The sequence below is a fragment of the Pseudomonas sp. AL 58 genome (assembly GCF_036348395.1).
Taxonomy (GTDB): domain Bacteria; phylum Pseudomonadota; class Gammaproteobacteria; order Pseudomonadales; family Pseudomonadaceae; genus Aquipseudomonas; species Aquipseudomonas defluvii.
The window spans coordinates 37,282-54,688 of sequence record NZ_JAZBQR010000007.1; the positions used below are offsets into that span (position 1 = coordinate 37,282).

A 17,407-nucleotide genomic window follows, 5' to 3' on the forward strand; every position below is an offset into this window, starting at 1 on the left:
GTATGAAGCAATCGGGCATCCGGTTGTTTGCCAGCATCAGCTGACTGATCCGGCGTCGGCTCCACGTATCGAGCGAGGTGACGTCATGAGTATTTTTAGCCACTTCCAACAACGTTTCGAGTCCACCCGTCAGGAAGAACTTTCGCTGCAAGAGTATCTAGAGCTCTGCAAGAAAGATCGCAGTGCCTATGCTTCGGCGGCCGAACGCCTGCTGATGGCTATTGGCGAACCAGAGCTGATCGACACTTCGCACAACTCGAGGCTGTCGCGGATTTTCTCCAACAAGGTTATACGGCGCTACCCGGCCTTTGAAGACTTCCACGGCATGGAAGAATGCATCGACCAGATCGTCTCCTACTTCCGCCACGCCGCTCAGGGCCTGGAAGAGAAGAAGCAGATTCTCTACCTGCTCGGTCCGGTCGGCGGCGGTAAATCGTCACTGGCAGAAAAGCTGAAGCAGTTGATGGAGAAAGTGCCCTTCTACGCCATCAAGGGCTCGCCCGTTTTCGAGTCTCCGCTGGGGCTGTTCAATGCCGCGGAAGACGGCAGCATCCTTGAGGAAGAGTACGGCATTCCACGGCGCTACCTGAATACCATCATGTCGCCATGGGCCACCAAACGCCTGTCCGAGTTCGGCGGCGACATCAGCAAGTTCAAGGTGGTCAAACTCTACCCCTCGATCCTCAACCAGATCGCGGTAGCCAAGACCGAGCCAGGCGATGAGAACAACCAGGACATCTCTGCACTGGTCGGTAAAGTCGATATCCGCAAGCTGGAGGAGTACCCACAGAACGACGCTGACGCCTACAGCTACTCGGGGGCATTGTGCCGGGCCAACCAGGGCCTGATGGAATTCGTCGAGATGTTCAAGGCGCCGATCAAGGTCCTGCACCCGTTGCTTACCGCAACCCAGGAAGGTAACTACAACAGTACCGAAGGCCTGGGCGCGATCCCCTACTCCGGGATCCTGCTGGCCCACTCCAACGAATCGGAATGGCACAGCTTCCGCAACAACAAGAACAACGAGGCGTTCATCGACCGGATCTACATCGTCAAGGTGCCGTACTGCCTGCGCGTCAGCGATGAGATCAAGATCTACGACAAACTCCTGTTCAACAGCTCCCTGGCCAAGGCCCATTGCGCGCCCGACACCCTGAAGATGCTTGCCCAGTTCACCGTATTGTCGCGCCTCAAGGAGCCAGAGAACTCCAACATCTACTCGAAGATGCGCGTCTATGACGGCGAAAACCTCAAGGACACCGATCCAAAGGCCAAGTCGATCCAGGAATACCGCGACGCGGCTGGGGTCGATGAAGGCATGAACGGCCTTTCAACCCGTTTTGCCTTCAAGATCCTGTCCAAGGTCTTCAACTTCGACCCACACGAAATCGCCGCCAACCCGGTACACCTGCTGTATGTGCTGGAGCAGCAGATCGAACAGGAACAGTTCCCAGCTGAAGTGCGCGAGCGTTACCTGCGCTACCTGAAAGAGTACCTGGCGCCCCGCTACATCGAGTTCATCGGCAAGGAAATCCAGACCGCTTACCTGGAGTCCTACAGCGAGTACGGTCAAAACATCTTCGACCGCTACGTGCTCTACGCCGACTTCTGGATTCAGGACCAGGAGTACCGCGATCCGGAAACCGGCGAGATCCTCAACCGCATTGCCCTCAACGAGGAGCTGGAGAAGATCGAAAAACCGGCCGGCATCAGCAATCCGAAGGATTTCCGCAACGAGATCGTGAACTTCGTGCTGCGCGCCCGGGCCAACAACAACGGCAAGAACCCGACCTGGCTCAGCTACGAGAAGCTGCGTGTGGTCATCGAGAAGAAAATGTTCTCCAACACCGAGGACCTGCTGCCTGTCATCAGCTTCAACGCCAAAGCCAGCAAAGAGGATCAACAAAAGCACAACGACTTCGTCACACGGATGGTGGAACGCGGTTACACCGACAAGCAAGTCCGGCTGCTCTCCGAGTGGTACCTGCGGGTCAGAAAGTCACAATAACCCGCAACCGGAGCACCGGTTGTCGTTAGCCCAGAGCCTGTGTCAGCAATATCTGCTACACAGGCTTGAGGGAAGTTGTCGGAAAGCTGGCGGCGTGGTTCAGCCACACTCAGTGCGTACCCGAGCAGTCCGTTTCGGATGTTCTGGCCGATTGACCCGCCAAAGGTTTTCCAAGACGGCTTCATAAGGAGCAGTCATGAGCTATGTGATCGACCGACGTCTGAACGGCAAGAACAAGAGCACGGTTAACCGCCAGCGCTTCTTGCGGCGCTACCGCGACCACATCAAGAAAGCCGTCGAGGAGGCCGTAAGCCGCCGCTCCATTACCGATATGGAGCACGGCGAGCAGATCAGTATTCCCGGGCGCGATATTGACGAGCCGGTGCTGCACCATGGCCGCGGCGGCAAGCAGACCGTCGTCCACCCCGGCAACAAGGAGTTTACCGCTGGCGAACATATCGCCCGCCCTCAAGGCGGCGGTGGCGGCAGTGGACGCGGCAAGGCCGGTAACTCCGGCGAAGGCATGGACGAGTTCGTCTTCCAGATCACCCAGGAAGAGTTTCTCGAATTCATGTTCGAGGATCTCGAGTTGCCCAACCTGGTCAAGCGTCACCTGGCCGGTACCGACACCTTCAAAACCGTACGCGCCGGTATCAGCAACGAAGGCAACCCGTCACGCATCAACATCATTCGCACATTGCGTTCTGCCCATGCACGGCGTATTGCCCTGTCTGGCAGCAGCCGCGCCAAACTGCGCGAGGCTCAGGAAGAACTTGCCCGACTGAAACAGGAAGAACCTGACAATTTCGGCGACATTCAAGCCATAGAAGCGGAAATAGAGCGATTGAGTGCGCGCATTCATCGCGTCCCCTTCCTTGATACCTTCGACCTCAAGTACAACTTGCTGGTCAAACAGCCCAACCCAAGCTCAAAAGCCGTGATGTTCTGCCTGATGGACGTTTCCGGGTCCATGACCCAGGCAACCAAGGACATCGCCAAACGCTTTTTCATCCTCCTGTACCTGTTCCTCAAGCGTAACTACGACAAGATCGAAGTCGTGTTCATCCGCCACCACACCAGTGCCCGCGAAGTGGACGAGGAAGAGTTTTTCTATTCACGGGAGACGGGCGGCACCATCGTTTCCAGCGCCCTGAAAATGATGCAGGAGATCATGGCCGAACGTTATCCGGCCAACGAGTGGAACATCTACGCCGCCCAGGCCTCGGACGGCGACAACTGGAATGATGACTCGCCGATCTGCCGCGAGATCCTCAGCAAGCAGATCATGCCCTTCGTGCAGTACTACACGTACGTCGAGATTACCCCACGCGAGCACCAGGCCCTGTGGTTCGAGTATGAGCGCATCGGCGAGTCCTTCCCCGACACATTCGCCCAGCAACAACTGGTATCGGCCGGTGATATCTATCCGGTCTTCCGTGAACTCTTCCAGCGCAGGTTAGTGACATGACCGCCAGAGAACAGAAGCGCCAACCCATTTCCACGGGGTCCGAATGGACGTTCGAACTCATCCAGGCCTATGACCGTGAGATCGGCCGCCTGGCAGAGCGCTATGCCCTGGACACTTACCCCAACCAGATCGAGGTGATCACCGCCGAGCAGATGATGGACGCCTATGCCTCGGTCGGCATGCCGCTGGGCTACCACCACTGGTCGTATGGCAAACACTTTCTCAGCACCGAGAAGTCCTACAGCCGCGGCCAGATGGGCCTGGCGTACGAGATCGTCATCAACTCCGACCCGTGCATCGCCTACTTGATGGAAGAAAACACCATCTGCATGCAGGCGCTGGTGGTGGCCCATGCCTGCTATGGCCACAACAGCTTTTTCAAGGGCAACTACCTGTTCCGCACCTGGACTGACGCCAGCTCGATCATCGACTACCTGGTGTTCGCCAAGCAGTACATCACCCAGTGCGAGGAGCGGCATGGCATTGATGCCGTGGAAGACCTGCTCGATTCCTGCCATGCCCTGATGAACTACGGTGTAGACCGCTACAAACGCCCCTACCCGATCTCTGCCGAAGAAGAACGGCGCCGGCAAAAGGACCGTGAAGAACACCTGCAGAAACAGATCAACGACCTGTGGCGCACCATACCCAAGAACAGTGACAAGAACAGCGACAGAGACAACGCACGCTTCCCGGCCGAGCCACAGGAGAACATCCTGTATTTCATCGAGAAGCATGCACCGCTGCTTGAGCCCTGGCAGCGTGAAGTGGTGCGCATCGTGCGAAAGATCGCCCAGTACTTCTACCCACAACGGCAAACCCAGGTGATGAACGAAGGCTGGGCTACCTTCTGGCACTACACCCTGATGAACGACCTGTACGACGAAGGGCTGGTGACCGACGGCTTCATGATGGAGTTCCTCCAGTCGCACACCAGCGTGGTATTCCAGCCAGGTTTCGACAGCCCCTACTACAGCGGCATCAACCCTTATGCCCTGGGCTTTGCCATGTACCGCGATATTCGCCGCATGTGTGAAAACCCCACGGAAGAAGACCGTCGCTGGTTCCCCGACATCGCGGGTGGCGACTGGCTCTCGACCATCAAGTTCGCCATGAGCAGCTTCAAGGACGAGAGCTTCATCCTGCAGTACCTGTCGCCCAAGGTCATCCGCGACCTCAAGCTGTTCAGCATCCTTGACGATGACCAACGCGACGACCTGCTGGTGCCCGCGATCCACGACGAAGCCGGCTACCGGACCATTCGTGAAACCCTGGCCGCCCAATACAACCTGGGCAACCGCGAGCCCAACGTGCAGATCTGGAGCATTGACCGGCGAGGCGACCGCTCGCTGACCCTGCGCCATCAGCAGCACGACCGAAAACCCCTGGGGGACTCCACCGAAGAAGTACTCAAACACCTGCACCGTCTCTGGGGCTTCGATATCCACCTGGAAACCCTGCAGGGCGACCAGATCGTCAAAACCCACCATGTGCCGCCCAAAGGCGAACACTCGGACGGCGATTACGGTCGCCTCGACCTGGCCGTCGTACACCTGTAGCGAAGCCAGCCTCCGTTGCTGCCGGACAGGGTATCCTGTGGCATCAACGGAGGTTTTTTAATGCACATCTACAAGGTCGGCGGCGCGGTACGTGACCGCCTGCTCAACAGGCCCGTAACAGATATCGACTGGGTGGTAGTGGGCGCGACAGTCGAGCAGATGCAAGCCTTGGGCTATCGCCCGGTCGGCGCCGACTTTCCGGTTTTCCTGCATCCACGCAGCGGCGAGGAATATGCGCTGGCACGCACGGAGCGCAAGAGCGGGCGTGGCTATGGCGGGTTCACCTTTCACGCAAGCCCCGAGGTCACCCTTGAAGAAGACCTCATCCGCCGCGACCTGACCATCAATGCCATCGCCGAGGACGAACACGGCCAGGTGTTTGACCCCTACAACGGCATCCGCGATCTCGAAGCACGCATCTTACGCCATGTTTCCCCGGCGTTCGCCGAAGATCCCCTGCGCGTATTACGTGTAGCCCGCTTCGCCGCGCGGTATGCCTACCTGGGCTTCACGGTGGCTCCGGAAACCCTTGAACTGATGCGCCAACTCAGCGCCTCCGGGGAACTCCAGGCCCTTACGGCAGAACGCAGCTGGAAGGAAATCTCCCGCGCACTGATGGAAGACCAGCCACAGGTCTTCATTGAGGTGCTCCGGGCGTGTGGTGCGCTGAAGGAGTTGCTGCCCGAGGTCGATGCGTTGTTCGGTGTACCGCAGCCGGCTGCACACCACCCGGAAATCGACACCGGCCTGCACACCCTCGCCGTACTGGAACAGGCGGCCGTGCATCAACAGCCCCTCAGCGTGCGCTGGGCTTGCCTGCTGCACGACCTGGGCAAAGCCCTGACCCCTGAAGCGCAATGGCCACAGCACATTGCCCACGAGCATCGCGGGCGGCCCTTGATCAAAGCGGTCAACCAACGCTTCAAGGCACCGCGAGACTGCCAGGAACTGGCAATACTGGTCGGCGAGTACCACACCCACAGCCACCGAGCTCTGGAGCTCAAGGCGTCGACCCTGCTGGAGCTGTTGCAGAGCTTCGATGTGTATCGCCGCCCACAGCGTTTTGAGGAGTTCATCGCGGCCTGCGAAATGGACGCCCGTGGGCGCCTTGGGCTGGAGCAGCGAGCCTACCCACAAGCGGATTACCTGCGTGGGGCGGCTGCTGCAGCACGCGCGGTCGCAGTCCAGCCATTAGTGCAGCAAGGCCTGACGGGACAAGCCTTGGGTGATGCACTTAAATCAGAGCGACTGAAGGCGCTGAAGGCCTACAAGGACGCGGCCGCACACTAGCACGCCTGATCAGCCTTGGCGGCGCTTGCATCGCCGCCAAGGCTGTCCTGACGCGTCAGCTGCTGACCACGCCACTCGAACGGTACAGGCGCCAACACCTGTTCGATATGCGAATCGGCCCATAACTGAGCCATGGTCTTACCGACCTCCACATGAACCAGTTCGGGGGCAATCAGCGACAATGGCCAGAGCACGAAGGCATTTTTCAGAATTTCGGCACGCGGCAGCACCAGACCATCGAAATTACCGACCAGATCGCCGTACAGCAGCACATCGATATCCAGCGGCAGGCCTTTGCGCTCAGGCGCATAGCGACCGTTGTCGGCCTCAATGAACTTCAACCGACGATCCAGCTCCGTCAGCGGCAAATCGGTCTTCGCTACCACCACCAGATTGAAGAACGGGCCACTCTTGATGCCCACCGCCTGGCTCTCGAACACCGCTGAACAATGCATGTCCACAAGGAACGATGCCAGCGCATCAAGCCCTGCGGTCAAATGCCGTTCTCGCTCGGTATTGCTACCAAGCCCAAGGTAAACCGTGGTCAGAGACATCCGCGCTCAATCTCCACACCCACCCCGCTGGCTTCCGGGACGGCGCCGGGCTTGGTCAGCTTGAGGTGCAGCCAGGGAATCTGAAATTCGTCCATCAGCACCTTGGCCAAGCGCTCGGCAAAGGTTTCCACCAGTTGGAACTGCGCCTGCTCGGCAAAAGCCTGGATGCGCGCCGACACACTGGCGTAATCGAGGGCCAGCGTCAGGTCATCACCTGCGGCTGCCGGGCGATTGTCCCAGGCGAATCGCAGGTCCAGCCGCAAGCACTGGCGAATACCGCGCTCCCAATCGTAAGCACCGATGACGGTATCGACTTCCAGCCCTTCGATGAACACTCTGTCCAAGCACTTTTCTCCGCTGCACGACAAGGGCGCCTTGCGCCGTTAGAATCAGGGCGTCCTCGCCCGGAATAGTTAGCATGTTTTGGTTACTGGCATTGCTCGCCTACCTGCTCGGCTCGCTGTCCTTTGCCATCCTACTCAGCCGCCTGAACGGCTGCCCCGACCCGCGCATGAGCGGTTCAGGCAACGCCGGCGCGACCAACATGCTGCGCCTGGCGGGGAAAAAACTCGCCATCCTGACCCTGCTCGGCGATCTCTGCAAAGGCCTGCTGCCCGTACTGATCGCGCAAGCGCTGGGCTTTGGCTTGCAACAACAAGCCTGGATCGGCCTGTACGCCGTCATCGGCCATCTGTTCCCGGTGTACTTTCGCTTTCGTGGCGGCAAGGGCGTTGCCACTGCCGCCGGCATGCTCCTTGGCCTCTACCCGCCGGCTGCTCTACTGGCCATCAGTGCCTGGCTGCTTACCTTCCGCCTGACCCGTACCAGCTCGCTGGCCGCGTTGATCGCCACACCGCTCACCCTGCCCTTGCTGGCCTGGCGCGAACCTGAGGCACTGCTGCCGATAAGCGTACTGACGATACTGATCGTCTGGCGCCATCGCGGCAATCTACGCGACCTTTTCGCCGGGCGCGAACGACACTTCTGAACCTGAAACATGAATGGCTTTCAGCTTCAAAGCGCTGGCAACTGCTCCATCGGCCAACGCGCCTGCACTGTAATTGCCAGGCTTTCGTGCTGCCCGGCGGCCAAACGCTGGCAGCCGGCATAGGCAATCATCGCCCCGTTATCGGTACAGAATGCTGGGCGCGCGTAATACACATTGCCTTTGAGCCCGGCCAGCATGTCTTCCAACGACGCACGCAAGGCCTTGTTCGCGCTCACCCCACCGGCAATCACCAGCCGCTTGAGGCCGGTTTGCTTCAAGGCACGCCGGCACTTGATTGTCAAAGTCTCCACCACTGCCTGCTGGAAGGCCAGCGAGATGTCGCAACGGGTTTGCTCACCGTCGTCCCCAGCGCGTTGGCATTGCTGCCAGGTGTTGAGGGCAAAGGTTTTCAGGCCGCTGAAGCTGAAATCCAGGCCCGGACGATCAGTCATAGGCCGCGGGAAGACAAAGCGTCCCGGTACACCCTGAGCGGCAAGGCGGGCAATCTCCGGCCCGCCCGGATAGTTCAGGCCGATCAGCTTGGCGGTCTTGTCGAACGCCTCACCTGCTGCGTCATCCAGGCTCTCGCCCAACAGTTCGTAGCGACCGATACCATCCACCCGGACCAGTTGGGTGTGGCCACCCGAAACCAGCAAGGCGACGAACGGGAACTCCGGTGGCTGGGCCTCCAGCATCGGCGCCAACAGATGGCCTTCCATATGGTGTACGCCCAACGCCGGGATGCCCCAGGCAAACGCCAGGGCCTGGGCGCAGGAGGCACCCACCAGCAACGCACCGACAAGCCCGGGGCCTGCCGTATACGCGATGGCATCGATCTCGGTCGCGACACAGTCGGCCTCGGCCAGCACCTGCCGGATCAACGGCAGCATGCGCTTGACGTGATCACGCGAGGCAAGCTCGGGCACCACCCCGCCGTAGACACGGTGAAGGTCGATTTGACTGAACAGCGCGTCGGCCAACAAACCGCGCTCACTGTCGTATAATGCGACGCCGGTTTCGTCGCAGGATGTTTCCAATCCCAGTACTAGCATGGGTCTATGCCTTGTATAGGCTGAATTCGAAGGCGCGCATGATAGTCCCCGCACCCGATGCCGACCAGCGGTTTTCGATCAGAGGCTTTGCATTCCGAGCGTCTAAGGGTTAACATCCGCAACCCTTAAAAACCGACGTTCTCCAGCGCACATTTTTGCCACGAGTACGTTGCCCCGGTACTAAATGAAGGTAGCTCTGGATGCCAGCCGTCAAAGTTAAAGAGAATGAACCCTTCGACGTAGCTCTGCGTCGTTTCAAGCGCTCCTGCGAAAAAGCCGGTGTACTGGCTGAAGTTCGTAGCCGCGAATTTTACGAGAAGCCGACTTCCGAGCGTAAGCGCAAGGCTGCTGCTGCAGTTAAGCGTCACGCCAAGAAAGTCCAGCGCGAGCAGCGCCGCGCCGTTCGTCTGTACTAATACAGACGTTCGACCACGCTTCTGCCTAACCCGGTCTAAACGCCGGGTTGTCGGCAGATGATGTTTTACTCAGGCCTAAACACCTGAGCTGCAGAAACCGCTCGTCGGTTGAAGCAGGCCTTCCAATCGTCAGAACTGGCATCACGCCAGCTGTGCACGTCAACACTGACGAGTCCTCACGGGCTGCAGGCGAGCACACTCTTCCACACTTGTGTTATGAACATTCGACCACGCTCGAATGCGCAGCCGTTCCCGCAGCATTAGCGATTACACTGGTTTATCGCCTGATGATGAGAGTGCCATGGCCGGGCTGATACCCCAAAGTTTCATTGACGACCTCCTCAACCGCACCGATATCGTCGATGTGGTGAGTTCACGCGTCCAACTGAAAAAAGCCGGCAAGAACCTCACCGCCTGCTGCCCGTTCCATAAAGAGAAGACCCCTTCTTTCAGCGTCAGCCCCGACAAGCAGTTCTACTACTGCTTTGGCTGCGGCGCTGGTGGCAACGCCCTGGGCTTCATCATGGACCACGACAACCTGGACTTTCCCCAGGCTGTCGAGGAACTGGCCAAAGCGGCCGGCATGGAAGTGCCACGCGAAGAAGGCCAGCGCGGGCACAAGCCCCGGCAACCGACCGATTCACCGCTCTATCCACTGCTGGAAGCCGCCGCGGAGTACTACCGCCAGGCCCTGAAAAGCCACCCGACGCGCAAATCAGCAGTCGAATACCTCAAAGGGCGTGGCCTGTCCGGTGAAATTGCCCGTGACTTCGGCCTGGGCTTCGCCCCGCCCGGCTGGGACAACCTGTTCAAGCACCTCAGCAGCGATACACTGCAGCAAAAAGCCATGATCGACGCCGGGCTGTTGATCGAGAACGCCGAAACCGGCAAACGCTATGACCGCTTCCGCGATCGCGTCATGTTCCCGATCCGCGATAGCCGGGGCCGCGTCATCGCCTTTGGTGGCCGCGTGCTGGGGGACGACAAGCCCAAGTACCTGAACTCCCCGGAGACGCCTGTATTCCACAAAGGCCAGGAGCTGTACGGGCTCTACGAAGCGCGCAAGTTCAACCGCAATCTCGATGAAATTATCGTCGTAGAAGGCTACATGGACGTCATCGCCCTGGCCCAGCAAGGCCTGCGCAATGCCGTAGCCACCCTGGGCACAGCCACCAGCGAAGAACACCTCAAGCGCCTGTTCCGCGTGGTGCCCAGCGTGCTGTTCTGCTTCGACGGCGACCAGGCTGGCCGCAATGCCGCCTGGCGCGCACTGGAAGCTGCACTGCCGAGCCTGCAGGATGGTCGCAAGGCACGCTTCCTGTTCCTGCCCGAAGGTGAAGACCCTGACACCCTGATTCGCGCCGAAGGCACAGACGCCTTCCGCGCACGGATCAACCAGCACGCTCAACCGCTTGCCGATTACTTTTTTCAACGACTGACCGAAGAGGCCGACCCGCGCTCGCTCGAAGGCAAGGCCCACATGGCCACCCTCGCCGCACCGCTGATCGACAAAGTGCCCGGTGCAAACCTGCGCGCCCTGATGCGTAATCGGCTGAAGGAAATTACCGGCCTCAATAGCGAGCAGGTCGAGCAGCTGTCGCACAGTGCGCCCACCGAAGCGCCGCCCAGCTACGACCCGGGCATCGACTACGGTGCGATGCCCGACTACACACCCGATTACAATGATTTTCATCAGGCCGAATACACGCCACCACAGCAGCAGTGGACACCGAACAAGGGTGGCCAGAAAAAGAAGTGGGACGGCAAGCCCTGGGACAAGAAAGGCAAGCCATGGGAGCGCAATGGCCGCAATCAAGAGGCGCCGCCACGGGTACCGACCGCCGTCGAGCCACCTACGCTGAGCGCTCTGCGTACACTGCTGCACCACCCGCGACTGGCCAAAAAAGTCGAGGACGCCAGCCACTTCGCTGCCGAAGAGCACCATTACGCTCAGCTACTGGTGGCGCTGCTTGAGGCCTTGCAGAAAAATCCTGAGCTACGCTCATTACAGCTGATCGCACGCTGGCACGGCACAGAACAAGGCCGCTTGCTGCGAGCGCTGGCAGAAAAGGAATGGTTGATCGATGCCGACAACCTTGAACAACAGTTTTTCGACACTATAACTAGCTTGTCCGCTCGCCAACGCGAGCGCAGCCTGGAACATTTGCTCAGGAAAGCACGTCAAAGTGAACTGAGCGCAGAGGAAAAAAATCAGCTGCGCGACCTGTTAAGCCGTAATGTTCCCGCACAAAACCCGACCTCAACTGGCGCGTGAGGTCCATGCTCGGGTATAATCCTCGGCTTGTTTTTTTGCCCGCCAAGACCTTCAGTGGATAGGGTGTTATGTCCGGAAAAGCGCAACAGCAGTCTCGCATCAAAGAGTTGATCACCCGCGGTCGTGAGCAGGGCTACCTGACTTACGCGGAGGTCAACGACCACCTGCCAGAGGATATTTCAGATCCGGAGCAGGTGGAAGACATCATCCGCATGATCAACGACATGGGGATCAACGTATTCGAGAGTGCTCCGGATGCGGATGCCCTTTTGTTGGCCGAAGCCGATACCGACGAAGCCGCCGCCGAGGAAGCGGCCGCCGCGTTGGCAGCTGTGGAAACCGACATTGGTCGCACTACCGACCCAGTGCGCATGTACATGCGCGAAATGGGTACGGTTGAGCTGCTGACCCGTGAAGGCGAAATCGAAATCGCCAAGCGCATCGAGGAAGGCATCCGTGAAGTCATGGGTGCGATTGCCCACTTCCCGGGTACTGTCGACTACATCCTCAGCGAATACGACCGTGTAACCGCCGAAGGCGGCCGTCTGTCCGACGTGCTCAGTGGCTACATCGACCCGGATGACGGCATCGCCGCGCCGGCCGAAATGCCGCCACCGGTCGACACCAAAGCCGCTCCGGCTGCGGTCGCTGATGACGACGAGGAAGAGGCTGCCGAAGCCTCCGACGACGAGGAAGAGACCGAAAGCGGTCCGGACCCGGAAGTGGCTCGCCAGCGTTTCGGCGCTGTGGCCGAGCAGCTCGAAGCAACGGTCAAGGTGCTGAAAAAGCACGGTCGAAACAGCAAGCAAGGCATCGCCGAACTGCTGCAACTGGCCGAGCTGTTCATGCCGATCAAACTGGTTCCAAAACAGTTTGAAGTACTGGTCGAGCGTGTACGTAGCGCCCTGGAACGCCTGCGGGCCCAGGAACGCGCAATCATGCAGCTGTGCGTACGTGATGCACGTATGCCACGTGCCGACTTCCTGCGCATGTTCCCAAGCAACGAAGTCGACCTGACCTGGAGCGGCGATCTTGCCAAGCGCAGCACCAAGTGGGCTGAAGCATTGGGCCGCCTGGACGCCGACATCGTGCGTTGCCAGCAGAAGCTGGTAGACCTGGAAGCAGAAACCGGTCTGACGATTGCCGAAATCAAGGACATCAACCGTCGCATGTCGATCGGTGAGGCCAAGGCCCGCCGCGCGAAAAAGGAAATGGTCGAGGCCAACCTGCGTCTGGTGATCTCCATTGCCAAGAAGTACACCAACCGTGGCCTGCAGTTCCTCGATCTGATCCAGGAAGGCAACATCGGCTTGATGAAGGCGGTGGACAAGTTCGAATACCGTCGCGGCTACAAGTTCTCGACCTACGCCACCTGGTGGATCCGTCAGGCGATTACCCGTTCCATTGCCGACCAGGCTCGCACCATCCGTATCCCGGTACACATGATCGAAACGATCAACAAGCTCAACCGTATTTCCCGGCAGATGCTGCAGGAAATGGGGCGCGAGCCGACGCCGGAGGAATTGGGTGAGCGCATGGAAATGCCTGAGGACAAGATCCGCAAGGTATTGAAGATCGCCAAAGAGCCGATCTCCATGGAAACCCCGATCGGTGACGACGAAGACTCGCATCTGGGCGACTTCATCGAGGACTCGACCATGCAGTCGCCAATTGATGTGGCCACTGTCGAAAGCCTCAAGGAAGCAACCCGTGACGTGCTCTCCGGCCTGACCGCACGCGAAGCCAAAGTGCTGCGCATGCGTTTCGGTATCGACATGAACACCGACCACACCCTCGAAGAGGTCGGCAAGCAGTTCGACGTGACCCGTGAGCGGATCCGTCAGATTGAAGCCAAGGCACTGCGTAAGCTGCGCCACCCGACGCGAAGCGAGCATCTGCGCTCCTTCCTCGACGAGTGATGACAAACCCCGGCCCTCGCGCCGGGGTTTTTCTTTTCATGGCATCTGCATTTAAGACTTTCGCCACTATCCCCTAGGCAAAAGCGCCGTCTACACTCGAATCAGACTACCTGTGTGACGAGGCCGCTATGCTCAGATTGCCGGCCATCCTGTTGCTGCTCCAGCTTCTCTGGAGTGCAACGGCCGGCGCCTTGACCCTGACAGACGAAGAACAAGCCTGGCTCAGTGCGCACCCGCAACTGCGCCTAGGCGTCGATGCTTCCTGGCCACCCTTTGAATACCGGGACCAGGAGGGTCGCTACCAGGGACTGGCCGCCGACTACATCACCTTGCTCGAGGATCGCCTGGGGGTCGCATTCAAACCGATCGAACCGATCAGTTGGACTGCAGTACTGGAGGAGGCTCGAAACGGCAAACTGGATCTGTTGCCAGGCATCATGTCGACGCCTGAACGACAAAGCTACCTGTCCTTTACGCGCCCCTACCTGGATTTTCCGATTGTCATTCTTGCCCATCAGGGCGGCGCGCAACCCCACGACCTGAAAGACCTCTATGGCCTGAAAGTCGCCGTGGTTGAGAACTACGCCCCCCACGAACTGTTACGCACCCATCACCCCGACCTCAATCTGGTCGCCCTGCCCAACGTCAGCTCGACCTTGCAAGCCCTGGCGACAGACCAGGTCGATGCGGTGGTCGGCGACCTGGCATCAAGTATCTGGAGCCTGCGCCAGCAGAAGCTTGAAGGCTTGTATGTCAGCGGGGAAACCCCCTATCGCTACCAGTTGGCAATGGCCGTGCCACGCGAGGATAAAATACTCGTCGCAATCCTCGACAAAGTCCTGGCCGACATGAGCCCTGGCGAGATCAGCAATATCCAGGAGCGCTGGGTCGGCAAGGTGTTGGATCGCCGCACAGGCTGGTACGACCTGCTGATGTATGGCTTGCCAGGGATCCTGGTGCTGCTCACCATCCTGGCGGTGGTCATCTGGAGCAACCGCCGACTCAGCTCCGAGATTTCCAGACGCATCGCCCTTGAACAGGAGTTGCGTAGCAGCGAATACCACTACCGCGGCTTGATCGAGAGCCTTTCGGCCATCGCCTGGGAAGCCGACACCGAAGATTTCACCTACAGCTACGTCTCGCCCCATGCAGAAAACCTGCTGGGCTATCCACTCAGCGACTGGCTCAAGCCCGGCTTCTGGAACAGCATTCTGCACCCCGACGACGCGCTTTGGGCACAGGCCTACTGTGACAGCGAGACCGCTGCAGGACGCGATCACAGCCTCGACTACCGGGTGATCACTGCCGACGGGCGTAGCCTGTGGGTGCGCGACATCGTCAGCCTGATCGAACACGGGCACAAGCCGGTCATGCGCGGCTTGATGATAGACATCAGTGAAGCCAAGAATACCGAACTGGCCCTGCGCCTTTCTGAGCAAAAGTTCGCCTCAGTGTTCCAGCAGTGCCCAGACATCCTGGTTATCGCCCGCCTCAGCGACGGCTGCCTGCTTGAAGTCAACGAAGCCTTCGAGGAGCAGCTTGGCCTGAGCCCGGCACACGTCATCGGCAAGACCGCCACCGAGTTGAACATCTGGGGCATCGAAGGCATAGGCCCCAAATTACTGCGGCGCCTGCAGGCCGGAAAGGTGCGCAACCTTGAGATGCTGTTCAAACGTCGCAATGGCCAGGTGTTTACCGGGCTGACCTCGGTCGAGGCCTTCCAGCTGGATAGCACGCCTGCCCTGGTGGTGGCCGTACGCGACATCAGCCAACTCAAGGAAGCCCAGGATCAGCTGCAAACATCCGAAGAGAAGTTCGCCAAGGCTTTCCATGCCTCACCCGACGGGCTTCTTCTGTCGCGCCAGCGAGACGGCAGGCTGATTGAAGTCAACGAAGGGTTCTGCCGCCTGACAGGCTATGACCTGAGCATGACGCTGGACCGCACATCGATTGACCTGGGCATCTGGGTTGACCTCAATGAACGCAAACGCCTGCTGGAACTGCTGGAAAGGGACGGCTTCGTGCGCGACTACACCTGCCATATTCGCCGCAGCGACGGGCAGATTCGCCTGTGTGAACTCTCAGCGCGGCCACTGCCCATCGCCGGCGAAGAGTGCATGCTAACCATCGCGCGCGATATTACCGAGCGCCACCTGATGCAGGAAAAACTGCAACTGGCGGCCACTGTCTTCGAGAATACGGCCGAGGGCGTGCTGATCACCGATACCGAGCAGCGTATCAGTGCGGTCAACCGGGCTTTCAGCGAGATCACCGGCTACAGCGAATTCGAGGCGCTGGGACAGACACCGCGCCTGCTCGCTTCTGGCCAGCACGACAGCGCCTTCTACGCGGCCATGTGGCACCAACTGACCGCCGAAGGCCACTGGCAAGGCGAAATTCAGAACCGCCGCAAGAACGGCGAAGTGTACCCAGGCTGGCTGACCATCAGTGCCGTACGTAATAGCGGCCGGGAAATCACCCACTTCGTGGCAGTATTCGCCGACATCTCCAGCATCAAACATGCCCAGGCCAAGCTCGACTATCAGGCGCACCATGATCCACTGACCGGCCTGCCCAACCGTACCCTGTTTGAAAGCCGGCTACAGGCCGCCTTGAGCTGCACACAAACCTCCAAGGCTCAGGGAGCCGTGCTGTTTCTCGACCTGGACCGCTTCAAGCACATCAACGACAGCCTTGGTCACCCGGTCGGCGACCTGCTGCTCAAAGGCATCGCCCATCGCCTGAAGGAGCAAGTGCGGGATATCGACACCGTCGCCCGCCTGGGCGGTGACGAGTTCATCATCCTGCTTCCCGGCCTGCACCAACCCAGCGACGCCGAACACATCGCCGCCAAGCTACTGAATTGCTTCAGTGCACCTTTCCAGGCGGGCGAACATGAGTTCTTCACCAGCGCCAGCATCGGTACCAGCCTTTATCCACAGGACGGCAGCGACGTTGCATCACTTATCCGAAACGCCGACGCCGCGATGTACCGTTCCAAAGCCAAGGGCCGCAACCGCGTCGAATCCTACACACGCGACCTGACCGCACAGGCCAGCGCGCGCGTCGCTCTGGAGCATGAACTGCGCCGAGCCATTGAACGCGACGAACTGAGCCTGTACTACCAGCCTAAGTTCAGCCTGAAGACCCAAAGCCTGATTGGTGCCGAAGCCCTGATTCGCTGGAGCAACCCCACCTTTGGTGATGTTCCGCCCGAACACTTCATTGCGTTGGCAGAAGAGAACGGCATGATTCTGCAACTGGGCGACTGGGTGCTGGAACATGCCTGCCGACAAATGCAGCAATGGAAAGAGACCTACCTCGCCTTCGGCCCACTGTCGATCAACCTGGCGGGGGCCCAGTTACGTCAGCCCAGCCTGGTCAAACGTATTGAACAGTTGCTCAATACCTACCACCTCAGCGCGGGCGACCTGCAGTTGGAGATCACTGAGAACTTCATCATGAGCCAGGCCGAAGAGGCCCTGGCGATTCTGCACCAACTCAAACGCCTGGGCGTACAGTTGGCTATCGACGACTTCGGCACCGGCTACTCATCGCTCAGTTACCTCAAGCGCCTGCCGCTGGACATCCTCAAGATCGATCAGTCATTCATCCGCGGCCTACCGGACGATCCGCATGACGCAGCGATTGCCCGCGCCATTATCGCCCTGGGCCGCAGCATGCAACTGACCATCATTGCCGAGGGCGTAGAGAACCTTGCCCAACAACGCTTCCTCGCGGCCGAGGGCTGCGAACAGATCCAAGGCTACATCGTCAGCTTGCCATTACCACCCGAAGAGTTTGCCGCGACCTTTCTTCGTATAGCAGTTTCAGATCTTTCGGATGGCACAGCCTGGAAACCCTCGTTATAATCCGCG

The 17,407-nt window shown here is 59.4% G+C and carries 12 protein-coding genes; 9 read left to right on the forward strand and 3 right to left on the reverse strand.

The features are described 5' to 3' along the window. The first annotated feature begins 85 nt into the window (after positions 1–85). From UIA24_RS10695 to UIA24_RS10710, 4 genes are all read left to right on the forward strand, one after another. Positions 86–2,008, forward strand: coding sequence for a PrkA family serine protein kinase (locus UIA24_RS10695; protein WP_065759036.1), 1,923 nt, complete (start codon positions 86–88; stop codon positions 2,006–2,008). 196 nt (positions 2,009–2,204) lie between these two features. Next, the gene (locus UIA24_RS10700) at positions 2,205–3,476 is read left to right on the forward strand and encodes a YeaH/YhbH family protein (RefSeq protein ID WP_065759037.1); all 1,272 of its coding nucleotides are present in this window, start codon (positions 2,205–2,207) and stop codon (positions 3,474–3,476) included. Further along, a complete protein-coding gene (locus UIA24_RS10705; RefSeq protein WP_065759038.1) occupies positions 3,473–5,035 on the forward strand; it encodes a SpoVR family protein in 1,563 nt (520 codons plus the stop codon). Before UIA24_RS10700 ends, UIA24_RS10705 begins: the two co-directional genes overlap by 4 nt. A gap of 60 nt (positions 5,036–5,095) precedes the next feature. Beyond that, the gene (locus tag UIA24_RS10710) at positions 5,096–6,325 is read left to right on the forward strand and encodes a multifunctional CCA addition/repair protein (RefSeq protein WP_330522821.1); all 1,230 of its coding nucleotides are present in this window, start codon (positions 5,096–5,098) and stop codon (positions 6,323–6,325) included. Here UIA24_RS10710 and folK read toward each other — a convergent pair. Then, positions 6,322–6,879, reverse strand: a complete 558-nt coding sequence (gene folK / locus UIA24_RS10715; RefSeq protein WP_330522822.1) for a 2-amino-4-hydroxy-6-hydroxymethyldihydropteridine diphosphokinase — start codon at positions 6,877–6,879, stop codon at positions 6,322–6,324. The two genes, UIA24_RS10710 and folK, sit on opposite strands and share 4 nt — an antisense overlap. Next, positions 6,870–7,223, reverse strand: coding sequence for a dihydroneopterin aldolase (gene folB, locus UIA24_RS10720; protein WP_065759041.1), 354 nt, complete (start codon positions 7,221–7,223; stop codon positions 6,870–6,872). Before folB ends, folK begins: the two co-directional genes overlap by 10 nt. A 74-nt stretch (positions 7,224–7,297) precedes the next feature. Between folB and plsY the strand changes: the two genes are divergently transcribed. Next, positions 7,298–7,867 (forward strand): glycerol-3-phosphate 1-O-acyltransferase PlsY, encoded by a 570-nt coding sequence (gene plsY / locus UIA24_RS10725; protein WP_102052167.1) that lies wholly within the window; start codon positions 7,298–7,300, stop codon positions 7,865–7,867. Between the two features lie 26 nt (positions 7,868–7,893). Here the strand turns inward: plsY and tsaD are convergent, their stop codons facing one another. After that, entirely contained in the window at positions 7,894–8,919 is a 1,026-nt protein-coding gene (tsaD, locus tag UIA24_RS10730; RefSeq protein ID WP_102052168.1) for a tRNA (adenosine(37)-N6)-threonylcarbamoyltransferase complex transferase subunit TsaD, read from the reverse strand. Between the two features lie 200 nt (positions 8,920–9,119). Between tsaD and rpsU the strand changes: the two genes are divergently transcribed. The 4 genes from rpsU (at position 9,120) to UIA24_RS10750 (ending at position 17,401) form a co-directional block, all read left to right on the forward strand. Then, the gene (gene rpsU / locus UIA24_RS10735) at positions 9,120–9,335 is read left to right on the forward strand and encodes a 30S ribosomal protein S21 (protein ID WP_002551877.1); all 216 of its coding nucleotides are present in this window, start codon (positions 9,120–9,122) and stop codon (positions 9,333–9,335) included. Between the two features lie 301 nt (positions 9,336–9,636). Further along, the gene (gene dnaG, locus UIA24_RS10740) at positions 9,637–11,610 is read left to right on the forward strand and encodes a DNA primase (protein WP_330522823.1); all 1,974 of its coding nucleotides are present in this window, start codon (positions 9,637–9,639) and stop codon (positions 11,608–11,610) included. A 68-nt stretch (positions 11,611–11,678) separates the two neighbouring features. Next, entirely contained in the window at positions 11,679–13,529 is a 1,851-nt protein-coding gene (gene rpoD, locus UIA24_RS10745) for an RNA polymerase sigma factor RpoD (protein WP_065759045.1), read from the forward strand. 128 nt (positions 13,530–13,657) lie between these two features. Continuing rightward, positions 13,658–17,401, forward strand: a complete 3,744-nt coding sequence (locus UIA24_RS10750) for an EAL domain-containing protein (RefSeq protein ID WP_330522824.1) — start codon at positions 13,658–13,660, stop codon at positions 17,399–17,401. Positions 17,402–17,407 lie beyond the last annotated feature (6 nt).

Bases quoted from the DNA above. Each gene is read 5' to 3' on its own strand.
- UIA24_RS10695 (WP_065759036.1), top strand. From the start codon at position 86: ATGAGTATTTTTAGCCACTTCCAACAACGTTTCGAGTCCACCCGTCAG.
- UIA24_RS10700 (WP_065759037.1), top strand. From the start codon at position 2,205: ATGAGCTATGTGATCGACCGACGTCTGAACGGCAAGAACAAGAGCACG.
- UIA24_RS10705 (WP_065759038.1), top strand. From the start codon at position 3,473: ATGACCGCCAGAGAACAGAAGCGCCAACCCATTTCCACGGGGTCCGAA.
- UIA24_RS10710 (WP_330522821.1), top strand. From the start codon at position 5,096: ATGCACATCTACAAGGTCGGCGGCGCGGTACGTGACCGCCTGCTCAAC.
- folK (WP_330522822.1), bottom strand. From the start codon at position 6,879: ATGTCTCTGACCACGGTTTACCTTGGGCTTGGTAGCAATACCGAGCGA.
- plsY (WP_102052167.1), top strand. From the start codon at position 7,298: ATGTTTTGGTTACTGGCATTGCTCGCCTACCTGCTCGGCTCGCTGTCC.
- tsaD (WP_102052168.1), bottom strand. From the start codon at position 8,919: ATGCTAGTACTGGGATTGGAAACATCCTGCGACGAAACCGGCGTCGCA.
- rpsU (WP_002551877.1), top strand. From the start codon at position 9,120: ATGCCAGCCGTCAAAGTTAAAGAGAATGAACCCTTCGACGTAGCTCTG.
- dnaG (WP_330522823.1), top strand. From the start codon at position 9,637: ATGGCCGGGCTGATACCCCAAAGTTTCATTGACGACCTCCTCAACCGC.
- rpoD (WP_065759045.1), top strand. From the start codon at position 11,679: ATGTCCGGAAAAGCGCAACAGCAGTCTCGCATCAAAGAGTTGATCACC.
- UIA24_RS10750 (WP_330522824.1), top strand. From the start codon at position 13,658: ATGCTCAGATTGCCGGCCATCCTGTTGCTGCTCCAGCTTCTCTGGAGT.